The 15,268-nt window shown below is 33.7% G+C and carries 14 protein-coding genes; all 14 read left to right on the top strand.

Features of this window, described 5'->3' with window-relative positions; genetic code table 11:
• Positions 1-87: 87 nt before the first annotated feature.
• The 14 genes from EL087_RS08675 to EL087_RS09440 all read left to right on the top strand — a co-directional run bounded on the left by EL087_RS08675 (position 88) and on the right by EL087_RS09440 (position 15,255).
• A complete protein-coding gene (locus EL087_RS08675) occupies positions 88-1,539 on the top strand; it encodes an LCP family protein (RefSeq protein ID WP_126408009.1) in 1,452 nt (483 codons plus the stop codon).
• Between the two features lie 2 nt (positions 1,540-1,541).
• Positions 1,542-2,273: a capsular polysaccharide biosynthesis protein Cps4B gene (gene cps4B / locus EL087_RS08670; RefSeq protein ID WP_003031248.1), complete on the top strand. Its 732-nt coding sequence runs from the start codon at positions 1,542-1,544 to the stop codon at positions 2,271-2,273.
• An 8-nt stretch (positions 2,274-2,281) separates the two neighbouring features.
• The gene (locus EL087_RS08665) at positions 2,282-2,977 is read left to right on the top strand and encodes a CspC family polysaccharide chain length determinant protein (protein WP_003040547.1); all 696 of its coding nucleotides are present in this window, start codon (positions 2,282-2,284) and stop codon (positions 2,975-2,977) included.
• Between the two features lie 12 nt (positions 2,978-2,989).
• Positions 2,990-3,685, top strand: a complete 696-nt coding sequence (locus EL087_RS08660) for a tyrosine-protein kinase (RefSeq protein WP_003026604.1) — start codon at positions 2,990-2,992, stop codon at positions 3,683-3,685.
• A gap of 22 nt (positions 3,686-3,707) precedes the next feature.
• Entirely contained in the window at positions 3,708-5,081 is a 1,374-nt protein-coding gene (locus EL087_RS08655) for a sugar transferase (RefSeq protein WP_126408007.1), read from the top strand.
• A gap of 37 nt (positions 5,082-5,118) precedes the next feature.
• Positions 5,119-6,291 (top strand): beta 1-4 rhamnosyltransferase Cps2T, encoded by a 1,173-nt coding sequence (gene cps2T / locus EL087_RS08650; RefSeq protein WP_126408005.1) that lies wholly within the window; start codon positions 5,119-5,121, stop codon positions 6,289-6,291.
• Positions 6,292-6,294: 3 nt separating this feature from the next.
• Entirely contained in the window at positions 6,295-7,461 is a 1,167-nt protein-coding gene (locus EL087_RS08645) for a glycosyltransferase family 4 protein (protein WP_126408003.1), read from the top strand.
• Positions 7,458-8,003: a serine acetyltransferase gene (locus tag EL087_RS08640; protein ID WP_126408001.1), complete on the top strand. Its 546-nt coding sequence runs from the start codon at positions 7,458-7,460 to the stop codon at positions 8,001-8,003. The genes EL087_RS08645 and EL087_RS08640 overlap by 4 nt, the downstream gene beginning before the upstream one ends.
• 76 nt (positions 8,004-8,079) lie before the next feature.
• Positions 8,080-9,057, top strand: a complete 978-nt coding sequence (locus EL087_RS08635; RefSeq protein WP_126407999.1) for a glycosyltransferase — start codon at positions 8,080-8,082, stop codon at positions 9,055-9,057.
• A gap of 403 nt (positions 9,058-9,460) precedes the next feature.
• Complete coding sequence (locus EL087_RS08630; protein ID WP_126407997.1) at positions 9,461-10,516, top strand: galactofuranosyltransferase; 1,056 nt, start codon at positions 9,461-9,463, stop codon at positions 10,514-10,516.
• Between the two features lie 120 nt (positions 10,517-10,636).
• Positions 10,637-11,782: a polysaccharide polymerase gene (locus EL087_RS08625; RefSeq protein WP_126407995.1), complete on the top strand. Its 1,146-nt coding sequence runs from the start codon at positions 10,637-10,639 to the stop codon at positions 11,780-11,782.
• Positions 11,783-11,785: 3 nt separating this feature from the next.
• On the top strand, positions 11,786-13,204 hold the full coding sequence (locus EL087_RS08620; RefSeq protein ID WP_126407993.1) for a flippase: 1,419 nt from the start codon (positions 11,786-11,788) through the stop codon (positions 13,202-13,204).
• Positions 13,205-13,212: 8 nt separating this feature from the next.
• A complete protein-coding gene (glf, locus tag EL087_RS08615; protein WP_126407991.1) occupies positions 13,213-14,307 on the top strand; it encodes a UDP-galactopyranose mutase in 1,095 nt (364 codons plus the stop codon).
• 300 nt (positions 14,308-14,607) lie between these two features.
• Positions 14,608-15,255, top strand: coding sequence for a hypothetical protein (locus tag EL087_RS09440; RefSeq protein WP_232008250.1), 648 nt, complete (start codon positions 14,608-14,610; stop codon positions 15,253-15,255).
• The last annotated feature ends 13 nt before the right edge of the window (positions 15,256-15,268 follow it).

The raw sequence follows: 15,268 nt of genomic DNA, 5'->3' as shown, positions 1-15,268 counted from the left end.
TTGTAATTCTTAAAGAATGTTTAACTTTCAGTTATTTTATGCTATAATAGGGATAATAAAATGGATATTTTTGCATAGGAGTTTCAAATGGCCAAAAAAAGATCGCGCTCTTCTAAGAAGAAAAGCAATCGGATCTTAAATATTGCTTTACTAGTCATCTTTGCATTGTTAGCAGCATTGTTGATTTTTTCAATGTTCCGATATAACATTTTAGCCTTTCGGTACATGAATGTTTTGGTATCAATCTTGCTAGCAGTTGTAGCACTAGGGACTGGCTTTTTAATTTTTAAAAACAAAGCGCGTGTCACAACGAGGATTATACTGATTTTAGCGATTCTGGCAAGTTCAGGTGCGATGTATGCGGTTAAAGAAGTGCTAGATTTGTCTAATGGGCTAAATGCAACTTCCAACTACTCTGAATATGAAATGAGTGTGGTAGTACCGAAAAATAGCGATATCAAAGATATTAGTCAGGTCAAAAATATCCTCGCTCCGACAGCGAATGACGGAAAAAATATTGAAGCATTGACAGATAACTTAGCGCAAACCAAGAAAGTCAATCTAACGGTTAATCAGTCTTCGTCTTATCTAGTGGCTTATAAGTCTTTGATGAATGGTGAAGCGAAGGCTATGGTGTTAAATAGCGTTTTTGAAAGTGTCATCGAAAATGAATATCCAGATTACGCTTCAAAAATTAAGAAAATCTATACCTACAAGATTAGTAAGAAAATAGATAATGCTCAATCACCAGCGACAAATACTGATGTATTCAATATTTATGTCAGTGGTATTGACACCTATGGTCCTATTTCGTCTGTATCTCGCTCGGATGTAAATATCATCATGACGGTGAATCGCAAGACGAAAAAAGTGTTGTTAACAACAACACCGCGTGATGCTTACGTACCGATTGCTGATGGCGGCAACAATCAAAACGATAAATTGACGCACGCTGGTATTTATGGTGTGGAAGCGTCCATTCACACATTGGAAAATCTCTACGGCATCAAAACTAACTATTACATCCGACTTAATTTCACTTCTTTCCTCAAATTGGTGGACTTGCTAGGTGGAATTGATGTTTATAATGACCAAGAATTTACAAGTTTGCACGGGAATTATCATTTTGGCGTAGGAGATGTTCATCTAAATTCTGAGCAAGCTCTAGGCTTTGTGCGAGAACGATATTCATTGAGTGGTGGTGATAATGACCGTGGTAAAAACCAAGAAAAGGTCATTGCGGCTATTATTAAAAAATTGACTTCAACACGCGCTTTGAAGAATTACAATGCTATTATTTCAGGACTACAAGATTCAGTTCAAACCAATATGAGTCTTGAAACCATGATGAGCCTAATCAACACGCAACTGGAATCTGGTGGTAGTTATACCGTGACTTCTCAGGCAGTTACGGGAGAAGGTCGTACGGGACTTCCGTCTTATGCCATGCCAGATGCCAATCTTTACATGATGGAGTTAAATCAAGATAGCTTGAATGCAGCCAAAGTGGCAATTCAGAAAGTAATGGAAGGAAAATAAGATTGATCGATATTCATTCGCACATTGTGTTTGATGTGGATGACGGTCCCAAGACACGTCAGGATACGCGAGAGCTTTTGACAGAAAGTTATCGCCAAGGAGTTCGAACGATTATTTCAACGTCTCATCGTAGAAAGGGAATGTTTGAAACTCCTGAAGAAAAAATCGCGGCAAACTTTCATGAGGTTCAGCAAATCGCTAAAGAAGTAGCAGACGATCTCACTATTTTGTATGGGGCTGAAATTTATTATACCAGCGATATTTTAGAAAAACTCGATAAGAAAATCATCCCAACTTTAGGTGGAACGAGTTATGCTTTAATTGAATTTAGTATGACAACTCCGTACAGAGAAATCCACAGCGCTTTAAACAATGTGCTCCGTTTAGGAATTACCCCCGTTGTGGCCCACATTGAGCGTTATCATTGCTTGGAGAATGAAACGAAAAAAGTGCAGGATTTGATTAATATGGGTTGTTATATGCAAATCAACAGCTCCAGCGTCCTCAAACCGAAGTTATTTGGTGAAAAATATAAATTCATGAAGAAGCGGGCACAATTCTTTATGGAACAGGATTTAGTGCACTTTGTGGCGAGTGATATGCACAATTTAGGTCCACGACCTCCTTATATGCAAGAAGCGTACCAAATCATCTCTAAAAAGTATGGCAAAGCATATGCTGATGCACTATTTCGCGAAAATCAAGAAATATTATTAAAAGACGAATTAATTTAGGAGAAGAAATGAAAAATCAAGATAATCAGACGGTGGAAATTGATGTTCTATCATTAGTTAAGACCCTGTGGAGACGAAAATTTCTCATCATTGTGACCGCTTTTGCAATGGCTATTGTTGCTTTAGGCTATAGTACCTTTATTATAAAACCGAATTATACTAGTACAACTCGTATTTACGTTGTAAATCGACAAGCCAATGAAAACTCTACTCTTACCAATCAAGACCTTCAAGCTGGAACATACTTGGTAAAAGACTACAAAGAAATCATTTTATCTCAAGATGTGTTAGCAAAAGTGATTGATGACTTGAAGTTAAATGTACAACCAAGCGCATTAGCTAAAAAAATCAATGTCACCGTCCCAACGGATACGCGTATTGTGTCTATTGCTGTTTCAGATGGGGATGCCAAAGAAGCTGCGCGTATTGCTAATAGTTTACGCCAAGTTGCAGCTGAAAAAATTATTGCTGTTACCAAAGTATCCGATGTAACAACGTTAGAAGAGGCAGAAGTACCAAACTCCCCTTCTTCACCAAATATTAGACGCAATACCTTGATTGGTTTCCTTGCAGGCGGAGTTTTGATCTCAGTTGTGATTCTCGTCGTTGAAGTGTTAGATGACCGAGTGAAAAAGCCAGAAGATGTGGAAGAAGCGCTGGGAATTACTCTTCTTGGAGTTGTGCCAAATATGAATAAACTATAAGAGGGGAAAACAATGCCGAGTTTAGAATTAGCTAAAAATAAAGAAAAAACAATAAAGAAAACAGAAGAATACTACAATGCCTTAAGAACCAATATTCAACTTAGTGGGGATAATATTAAGGTCATTGCTGTCACTTCTGTACAGTCTGGTGAAGGGAAGTCAACGACTTCTACAAATCTAGCCATTGCTTTTGCGCGTTCAGGCTATAATACTTTACTAATTGACGCAGATATTCGTAACTCTGTCATGTCAGGGATTTTTAAAACGCGTGATAAAATCACAGGTTTAACAGATTATCTAGCTGGTGCGACAGATTTGTCCAATGGTTTATGCGAAACAAATATTGACAATCTATTTGTGATTGAAGCTGGACAAGTCTCCCCCAATCCAACAGCTTTATTGCAAAGTAAAAACTTTGGTATCATGATTGATATTCTCAGAAACCATTATGATTATATCGTTGTTGATACCCCACCGATTGGACTGGTCATTGATGCGGCTATCATTGCTCAAAAATGTGATGCTAGCGTTTTAGTCGTTGAGTCAGGAAATGTAAAACGGAAAACATTGCAAAAGGCAAAAGAACAATTAGAGCAAACCGGAACACCATTTTTGGGAGTTATTCTAAATAAATATGATACACAGTTAGAAAAATATGGCTCCTATGGAAATTATGGCAATTACGGAAATTACGGAAAGAAAAAGTAGAGATTAGCATTTAGGAGTAGGGATGTTTGAAAATAGAAATGAGTTTCAAAAAACAGAAATTGCTTTTATTCAACTAGTTGCAGTTTTTGTTGTGATTACAATCATAAATTTAATTTCAAACTTTAGTCTAACTAATAAAGATATTGTGATGTTAATGTTGCTACATATTGTTGCTTTTTATATTAGCAATTATAACTATCATTTTTTTCAACGTGGCTATTTAATTGAATTTACCGAGACACTGAAATACAGTGCTTTTTATGCAGTCATTATCACATTCTCTTCTTTTATGCTGGGAGGCAACTTTTCATTATCCCGTAGCAATCTCATCTTTTTTATCTTGTTGAATGCTTTGGGTGTTTATTGCATTAATCTATCAATCAAGCAATATTATGCACGAGTACATCCAAGATTAAAAAGCAGTAAAAAAGTACTCATCATTACGGTTTCTAATCGTCTAGACAGAATTTTAAAACAATTAACCGAAGCGCGCACATTTAATGAATGTATAGTGGCTATCTCAGTATTTGATAACTCGCATTACCAACATCCGACAATTCAAACGATACCAAAAGAACGCCTCATTGAATTTGCAACTCGCTCTGTTGTAGATGAAGTTTTTATTAGCTTGCCGAGCGATTACTATTCCATTGAAAATTTGGTTATTCAGTTTGAGAATATGGGAATCACCGTTAATGTGAATATTAACACCTTGGATTTTCAAATTGGTGAGAAGAAGCTTCAAGAAATTGCTGGCTTTAGCGTGGTCACTTTTTCAACAAATTTCTACAATTATAGCCACATCATTGCCAAAAGAGTTTTGGATGTCATTGGTTCTCTCTTTGGACTTCTTATATGTGGAATTGCAGCGCTTTTCCTAGTTCCAATGATTCGTAAAGATGGTGGACCAGCAATTTTTGTTCAAGAACGTGTTGGAAAGAACGGTCGGATTTTTAAATTTTACAAATTTCGCTCTATGTACGTAGATGCCGAGGAGCGCAAAAAAGAGCTGATGGCACATAATACCATGAGTGGCGGGATGTTCAAAATGGATGATGACCCACGGATTACGCCTATTGGAAAATTCATTCGGAAAACCAGTCTAGATGAACTACCGCAGTTTTATAATGTCCTTAAAGGCGATATGAGTCTTGTCGGAACACGACCACCAACTAAAGACGAATATGAGCAATACACACCAGAGCAAAAGCGGAGGTTGAGCTTTAAACCAGGAATTACTGGCTTATGGCAAATCAGCGGCCGCAGTAGCATCACGGACTTTAACGAAGTCGTCAAGCTGGATGTTGCTTATATTGACGGTTGGACCATATGGTCAGATATTAAAATCTTACTCAAAACAATTAAAGTTGTACTAATGAAAGACGGAGCGAAGTAGTCTTACTTCCTCCTCTCTATTTATGATGGAAGAGAGAATGGGAAAAACAGTTTATATTATCGGTTCTAAAGGAATACCAGCTAAATATGGCGGTTTTGAAACTTTTGTAGAGAAATTAACAGAGTTTCAAAAGGATAAAGACATTCAATATTATGTCGCTTGTATGCGTGAAAACTCAGCTAAGTCTGGAATCACAGAGGATGTTTTTGAACATAATGGTGCCACATGCTTTAACATTGATGTTCCGAATATTGGACCGGCTCGTGCAATCGCTTATGATATTGTTGCTCTCAACAAGGCAATTGAAATAGCAAAGAAAAACAAGGACGAAGCACCTATATTTTATATTCTAGCTTGCCGAATTGGTCCATTTATTTCAACTATAAAAAGAAAAATCAAAGCTCTTGGGGGCACTTTGATGGTTAATCCAGATGGACATGAGTGGCTACGAGCTAAATGGAGCTTGCCTGTTCGTAAATATTGGAAATATTCCGAACGACTTATGGTGAAGCACGCAGACCTTTTGATTTGTGATAGTAAGAATATCGAAAAGTATATCCAAACGGATTATACTCGTTATCAACCAAATACAACTTATATTGCTTATGGGACTGATACAACTAGATCACAACTGACATCCTCAGATGAAAAAGTGCGATCTTGGTATGGAGAAAAGAATATCCGTGAGAATGAATATTATCTTGTAGTTGGTCGCTTTGTCCCTGAAAATAATTATGAAGCCATGATTCGTGGCTTTATGAAGTCTAGCTCTAAGAAAGATTTTGTCTTGATTACCAATGTTGAGCAAAATAAGTTTTATGAGAAACTGCGTCAAGAGACTGGTTTTGATAAAGACCCACGTGTCAAGTTTGTTGGGACGGTTTATGACCAAGAGTTGCTCAAGTATATCCGTGAGCATGCTTTTGCTTACCTTCATGGTCATGAAGTTGGTGGGACTAATCCCTCTCTTTTAGAGGCATTAGCTTCTACGAAACTAAACCTCTTACTTGATGTCGGATTTAATCGTGAGGTCGGAGAAGATGGGGCAATGTATTGGAAGAAGGATGAACTAGCTCAGATTATTGATAAAGCAGAGCAGTTGGATGAGATAGCAATCGAAAAATTAGATCACCAATCAAGCCGACGAATCAATCAATCTTTTACTTGGGAGAAGATTGTTAGTGAGTATGAAAAGGTGTTTAAAGGATAGGTAATGAAGAGGATTTTATACTTACATGCTGGTGCAGAAATGTATGGAGCAGATAAGGTCTTATTAGAGTTAATTAAAGGACTGGATAAGCAAGAATTTGAAGCACATGTGATTTTACCAAACAAAGGTGTTTTAGTTGAAGCTTTGCGTCAAGTAGGTGCTAAAGTTGAAGTGATAGAATATCCTATTCTTCGACGGAAATATTTTAATCCCAAAGGGATGATTGACTATATCCGCTCCTATCATCGCTATGCTAAAAGGATTGCCACTTATGCGAAACAACATCAGATTAACCTTGTCCATAATAACACAACGGCTGTTTTGGAAGGAATTTACCTCAAACGGAAGTTGAAGTTGCCTCTTTTATGGCATGTTCATGAAATCATTGTTAGACCCAAATTTGTTTCTGATTTTATTAATATGCTAATGGGACGATATGCTGATAAAATTATCACAGTTTCAAAAGCAGTTGCAAATCATGTATTGACATCTCGTTTTGTGAATAAAGAGCAAATTTCTGTCATTTACAATGGAGTGGATAATGCTACTTATTATCCAAAAGATAATCAGTCTATTCGGGAACAATTTGGGATTGATCAGACTTCCATGGTTATTGGAATGATAGGACGCGTGAATGCATGGAAAGGTCAGAATGATTTTTTAGATGCAGTAATTCCGATTTTGAAACGTAACTCTAACATAGTAGCTTTCCTAGCAGGGAGTGCGTTTGAGGGTGAAGAATGGCGCGTGCAAGAGTTGGATGCAAGAATTGCTTCCTTACCAGTAGCTGAACAAATTAAGCGTATTGATTATTACGCTAATACGAATGAGCTATATAATATGTTTGACATTTTTGTGCTTCCAAGTACCAATCCAGATCCGCTACCAACAGTAGTGCTAGAAGCAATGGCATGTGGAAAGCCGATTGTAGGCTATCGACATGGTGGTGTTTGTGAAATGGTAGAAGAGGATATCAATGGTTTGTTAGCGAAGCCAAATGATTCTGAAGCTTTATCTCGACTTATTCAGAATTTAATAGATAATCCAGAAAAAATCAGCGAATTTGGACAAGCTTCGATGAAACGTCAGAAAGAGATGTTTTCTTTGGAGAGCTATGTCAAAAATTTTTCTTATATATATATTGAGTTATTGAAAGGGAAAACTATATGAGAGATGAAAAATTAAAGGCTGACAAATATAGATGGGGAGACAGAAAATTTTTATGGTATTTACCACAGTACAGATTCCTATTTTTTAAAAGAAAATGTGAGGCATATAGATTAAATTTCCGATTTTTATTTTATATTTTTCGTTTTTTATATGAGAGATATAAAATAAAATATATGATGGATATTCCAGCAAGAGTAAGAATTGGGAAAGGTTTAAGAATTGAACATATTGGTAATATCGTTATAAATCCTAATGTAATTATTGGAGAAAATGTAACTCTGTTAAATGGTGTTTTAATTGGCTCTCAAAGTAGAGGAGCTAGGGAAGGCACTCCAACTATTGGAAATTCTGTATGGATTGGAACAAATGCTATTGTTGTTGGTAAAATTAATATTGGAAACAATGTGTTGATAGCGCCGGGTGCGTTTGTTAATTTTGATGTGCCAGATAATAGCATAGTGTTAGGTAATCCGGGGAAGATAATCCCAAAATCTAATGCTACAAAAGGATATATAATAAACTCGATATATGAAAATGAATAGATAGATTGTCTTTTGAAAAATTACTCTTATTAGTGTGAATGTTTTAAATTAGAAATAATTATAAGGAAATAAATATATGGAAATCCATCTTAGTGTAATTATACCAGTGTATCAAGTTGAAAATTATTTAAGTCGTTGTATTGAGAGTGTGTTAATTCAAGATTATGATTCTTATGAGATTATTTTGGTTGATGATGGTAGCACTGATTCTTCACCAATAATTTGTGATGAATATGCTCAACGATTTGAACATATATCAGTTATACATAAGGAAAATGGTGGGCTTTCTGATGCGCGTAATGTTGGTGTTCAACATGCAAAAGGCAAATACATTTTTTTCTTAGATTCAGATGATTGGATTATTAAGACTATGTTTAATGATATGAAAGATATTATTTTATCTTCTAAGTACGATATTATTCAGTTTGGAGTTCAAAAAGTTTATACAAAAGCGGATATTAGAAGAGAATATTTATTCAAGGAGCATCTATTTATAGGACATGAATCTTTAGAAAGTATGTTAAGGTCTCAAGAAATTACTAGTTTCTCTACGGATAAATTGTATCGGAAAGAATTATTTGTGGTTAATAATATTGAATTCCCTAAAAATGCATATTATGAAGACTTAGGTACGATTTATAAGTTGCTTTTAGTTTCTCAAAAAGTGTATTATACTAATCAAATTTATTATTGTTATTTTATGAAAAATGAGAATGCAATTACTAAAACTTGGTCAGATAAAAAGTTTAAAGATATGTTCCGATTTTTTCAGGACATTTATCATGTATCAACAAAGGTATTAGATGATGACAATCGTATCTCTAAAGCATATTATAATAATGGGCTTGTCTATTTACTTATGAAACTATATGAAGAAAACAAGGAAGATAGTAAAATTTGTAAAACTATCTTAAGAGAGCTGAAATTGTATAGGATTTCTCCGTTTCAATTAAAAGGGTATCCTAATTATATTAAATATTTATTTTATAGATTACATATTTTGAAATTATCAGCTAAGATAAAAATTTTGATAAAGAATAGACAGGGACAATAATATGGTTAGAAAAAATTTTGGGGATTATATACCTGTTTACACAACTGCAAAGTATAGTTATCAAATTTACAATAATCTTGTTTTAAAATACTACATATTGTGATTGATGTAAACTGCTATATAGTTCCCAAATTTTATTATTGTTTGAACAAATTGATACATTTGAACAATTTGTTGCAAGTAATATCACTATAGATAGTGTGGAAGTATCTACTCCATATAAGAAAGTGAGTAATGCTTGTATGCATAACATAAGGACCATATTAAAAAGAGTGCCTGGTTACTTTTTTTATAAATATTAGTTAGAAGATTGGTCGAAAAGTTAGAAATTTCAAAATTGTTGGTGAACTATTTTGAAATTCGTTTCCAGGTGAGTCTAATTTTGAGATATAAAGGAGAGAAAATGAAGTACTATTTACAAGAAAATTTTATACAGAACGCCGATATAAAAAATGCAGGTAATAAAGCAAGAAATGATGTTAATAAGATTTTACAATTAGAAGGCTACCAACCACTTTATTTACAATCTGAAAACTGGCATCAAATGAGCCTATTACAAGCGCAGGTTTATAAGTACAAGCTTCTTAAGCAAACCTTTTCTCAGATAACAGAAGGCGACTGTCTAGTCATTCAATTTCCTATGATTCATCATAGTCTTCTTTTTGCTTCACTAATAAAGTTTGTTCAGAAAAAAGGAGGTAGAGTATTTTTATTAATTCATGATTTGGAACAATTAAGAACTTTCAGAGATAGAAATACAGCACTTCGACATAAAATAAGAATTAAGGTATTAGAAAGTAAACCTTTAGATTTAGTAGATGGTATCATTGCTCATAATGATATGATGAAATCAGTTCTTGTCAATAAAGGTATCTCTTCTAATAAAATCGTTAGTCTAAGAATTTTTGACTATCTTATTCCAAATTTTAAAAAGCCGGAATGTCTGAAAAAAGATTCCCCAATTATTATTGCAGGTAATTTATCCTTCAAAAAAGCGGGATATATTTATAACTTGCCCACTTCCCCAGCTTATCATTTGTATGGTGTTGGATTTGATGAAACACAGAAATTACCAAATGAAACTTATTTTGGCTCATTTTTACCAGATGATCTTCCGTCAGTTCTCAGAGGAAGTTTTGGTCTCGTATGGGATGGGGATAGCGCAGAAACATGTAGTGGAGTATTTGGTAATTATTTAAAGTACAACAATTCTCATAAGGCATCTCTATACCTTGCAGCAGGTTTTCCAGTAATTGTTTGGAACAGATCTGCTTTATCTCAATTTATTCTAAAAAACAACTGTGGGATTGCAGTTGAGTCACTTCAAGAACTAAATAAGGTACTTGCAGAATTAACCGAAGCTGAATACGAGATTATGATAAAAAATGTGAGTGAGATTGGGAGAAAAATTAGAGATGGTTATTTTTTAAAAACAGCATTAAAATGTTTGATTAAATAATTAGATATGATGTCATTTAAAATTTTCAAAATATTTTTTAGATAAGATTGATTTTATAACAGAATGACAAACATAGATTTTTAAAATAATTAAGTTTTTTAAGAGGACGGAAAAGGTCAAATGTTAAAAGTGAAATTTGATAATTTACTAATAGGGATTGTATTAGCTATTGTTATAGTATGGGACACACTCAATACAACAGTATTAAATAGAACTTTACCACAATTGCCAATTGGACTACTATTTCTTGTTGTTCTGATTTTATGTATTCGTTTTAGATTTATAAAGAACATACCTTTGTATTATATCATCATTGCGCCGATATTATTGTTTTCTGGAATAGAGGTCTATTGTTCCACAGGAAAAGCTGATTTTTTACTTTACTCGCTATTAATTGTCTTACTTTTGAATGCAAAGATTGAGAGTATTTTAAAAATATATGTTATTTTTGTAGGAAGTATTGTTTTACTGGTTGTATTTTTATCTTTTCTTGGTATAATTCCCAATTTACAATTTGTCCAAGAGCGCTTATCAGGAACTGTTGTACGAAATTCATTTGGTTTTATTTATCCAACAGACTTTGCTTCTCATTGTTTTTATCTTTTTCTAGCTATTTCTTATTTGTTAAAAGATAAAATAATATGGATACGTAGTATTATAGGTCTTCTTCTTTCTTATTTTGTTCTTAAATATTGTGATGCTCGTTTAAATGCTCTCTCTATTTTTATTGCTACATTAATCTTTTTATTTTTTTATTATATGAAGACTACGAAGCTGAAAGTTTATGCTATTTTACCCTTTTCTGTTCCAATTTTATCTTCATTAATGTATTATTTAAGTTCGCGGTTTACTTGGGCAAGTCCATTTTATGTATTGGTGAATAATTTAATGAGTATGAGACTGCATTTAGGTAAAGAAGCTCTATCAAAATATGATTTACATTTATTTGGAACAAAAGGGATTCAGTTTATTGGATATGGAGGTTCGACAGAATCGGTTTACAGTTATAATTATGTGGACTCTTCTTATATACAAATGCTATTTACCTATGGCATATTTCCATTAATTATACTTATTATTTTATATGTTCTACAGTCTTGGAAGTCATATAAACAAGGGAATTATTTGTTGTTGGCAATTTTATCTTTGGTATCCGTAAACTGTATGATTGAAGCATTTTGGATTCGACCATCCTATGATATATTTATGTATATAATGTTTGCTTCAATTACTTTTCCAAAAAAGGAAAGTGAACTCGAGGCTTAATACATGAAAATATTAAAAAATTACGCTTATAACTTCTCCTATCAGTTACTGGTCATCATCCTCCCGATACTGACTACTCCATATGTAACACGGATTTTCTCGTCTGAGGATTTAGGAACTTACGGTTATTTTAATTCAATTGTGACCTACTTCATCTTACTAGCGACTTTAGGAGTGGCGAATTATGGTACGAAAGAGGTTTCTGCAAATCGAAAGAATATTCAGCTGACTTTCTGGGGAATATATAGTTTGCAAGTAGCTGCAGCATTTATTTCTATAATTCTTTATCTTCTTCTTTGTTGGAGTGTTCCAGGTATGCAGAACCCTGTTGCTTACATTTTAGGATTGAGCTTGTTGTCAAAGGGTCTTGATATTTCTTGGCTTTTTCAAGGTTTGGAAGATTTTCGCAAGATTACCATTCGGAATATTACAGTTAAACTTTTAGGGGTTCTGTCAATCTTTTTATTTGTGAAAATACCAAATGATTTATATTTATATGTTTTTCTTTTGACAGGATTTGAACTACTTGGTCAGCTCAGTATGTGGTTGCCAGCGAAGGAATTTATTGGGAAACCACATTTCGATGTTGTACATGCAAAAGAACATTTAAAACCAGTTATTCTGTTGTTTTTACCTCAAATTGCCATCTCGCTATATGTGACGCTAGATCGAACTATGTTAGGCGCTTTATCTTCAACTAAGGATGTGGGAATTTATGATCAAGCCTTAAAAATCATAAATATATTACTAACAATTGTAACTTCTCTTGGCAGTGTGATGCTTCCTCGTGTTTCAAGTTTGCTGTCTTCAGGTGATTATAAAGCCGTTAATAAAATGCATGAGATGTCTTTCTTGATTTATAATTTGATTATTTTCCCAATTATTGCAGGGATGTTAATTGTAAATAAAGACTTTGTTAATTTCTTTTTAGGGAAGGACTTTCAAGAAGCACGAGTGGCTATTGATATTATGATTACACGGATGTTCTTTATTGGTTGGACAAATATTATGGGAATTCAGATTTTAATACCTCATAATAAAAATCGAGAGTTTATGTTATCAACTACAATTCCTGCTTTTGTAAGCGTTGGATTAAACTTACTTTTAATTCCTTCTTTGGGATTTGTTGGAGCATCAATTACATCGGTTCTGACAGAGGCACTCGTTTGGGTTATTCAATATTACTATACTCGTTCATACCTCAAAGAAGTACCGATTTTATCATCAATGCTAAAAATCATCTTGTCCTCAAGCTTGATGTATATAATTTTATTATTATTATTGCAACCATTACTAAAATTTTCGTCTGTTGTGAATGTTGGAATTTATGGTATATTAGGGGCTGTCTTTTATATAAGTTTTACATTAGTGTTCCGAGTTGTTAATATAAAAGAATTAAAAGAACAATTTTTGAAAAAATAGGAGTTATCATGTACGATTATCTAATTGTTGGTGCTGGTTTATCTGGAGCAATTTTTGCTTATGAGGCAACCAAGCGTGGTAAAAAAGTAAAGGTGATTGATAAGCGAGATCACATCGGTGGGAATATTTATTGTGAAAATATTGAAGGCATCAATGTTCATAAGTATGGTGCGCATATTTTTCATACTTCAAATAAACGAGTTTGGGATTATATAAATCAATTTGCAGAGTTTAACAATTATATTAATTCTCCTGTTGCTAACTATAAAGGTAAATTGTACAATTTACCTTTCAATATGAATACCTTTTATGCTCTTTGGGGAACGAAAACACCTCAAGAAGTTAAGGATAAAATTGCAGATCAGACTAAAGATTTACAAAATGTTGAACCGCAAAATTTGGAAGAGCAAGCGATTAAATTGATTGGTCCTGATGTTTACGAAAAGTTGATTAAAGGCTATACTGAAAAGCAATGGGGACGTTCTGCGACAGAATTACCACCATTTATCATTAAACGTTTACCAATACGTTTAACTTTTGATAATAATTACTTCAACGACCGTTATCAAGGAATTCCAATCGGTGGTTATAATGTTATCATTGAAAATATGCTTGAAGGTGTTGAAGTTGAGCTTGGAGTGGATTTTTTTGTCAATCGCAAAGAGTTGGAAGCATCTGCTGATAAGATTGTCTTTACAGGTATGATCGACCAATATTTTGATTATAAGCACGGTGAATTGGAATATCGTAGTCTTCGTTTTGAGCATGAAGTTTTAGATGAAGAAAATCATCAAGGTAATGCAGTCATCAATTATACAGAGCGTGAAATTCCTTATACTCGTATCATTGAACACAAACATTTTGAATATGGAACACAAGAAAAAACAGTTATCACGCGAGAATATCCAGCTAATTGGAAGCGTGGAGATGAGCCATATTATCCAATCAATGATGAGAAAAACAATGCTATCTATAATAAGTATTTAGAAGAAGCAAAAAAGAACGATAATGTTATCTTTTGTGGGCGTTTAGCCGATTACAAATATTATGATATGCATGTGGTTATTGAACGAGCTTTGGAAGTAGTGGAGAAAGAATTCTAAGATAGAGTCAATTAATTTTCATTATTTTCTTGGTTTAACTTTATTCTATTTTCCCACCTAACCCTAGCACACGAATGAAGCTTTCGCATTTTAGGAAAGTGTCTCATTTGCGTGCTTTTTTTGATGCTCAAAAAGAGACAAAAATATATAGACAAATGGTTTGAAAACAGGTATAACTATATTTATCTTAAAATGAAAGCATGTGGGAGGGATTGTATGGACTAAGAACATCTTTTGTGGATAACGATTAGTTCATATTATTATTTCTATTTGGTTTATTGTTTGGTTGTAGACAAAAGGTTGTTTCGCGAGATTCGAGAGACAGATTTTCGACCGATTGATGAGCATGTTTCGATGTCAGAAACAAATGCTTTTGGACGGAGAGTGATGAATGGTTTATTCTACTTTACGTTGCCAGTTTATTTGTTTTTGAATCGCATGCATTATTATCAAGCGAGAGATGAGAAAGGCAAGCGTCTGCACAAGTATGATTTTCTTTATCGCTATAGTGTCTATGTTACTTTTCCTTTATTGATGACAAGGATTATGGTTTATTTTGCTCAGGATGATACGAATGAGGTTATCAATACAGTATCTAATTTATACTATATGTTGGTCTATCGGATTCCTTATTTTCAGTTATTGTTTGCTGTGTTGGCGGTGTATGTATATATCTTGGTGACGCATTATGTTGATAAGAAAGTTTGTGGTTTTTACTTTGTCAGTTATTTAATGGTGATTGTGTTGTCGTTGACTTTTATCATTCGGACATTGATAGGATTTTATTTTTATTTTCTGGAAAGTGTTCCAGACGGGTTGAAGATTTTTTCTTTTTATTATGGGACGGTCTTAGCGTTAGAGAAGTTTTTGGCTTGGTTGATCCTTTATATGGAAAGTCATACTTTATGGAAATCATTTGAAGCGGTATTGCTTGTATCAGAGAAATAGGTTGCTTCATTCT

This window comes from Streptococcus milleri, from assembly GCF_900636525.1.
Lineage (GTDB): Bacteria > Bacillota > Bacilli > Lactobacillales > Streptococcaceae > Streptococcus > Streptococcus hominis.
This window is presented reverse-complemented; position numbering and strand designations above follow the sequence as displayed.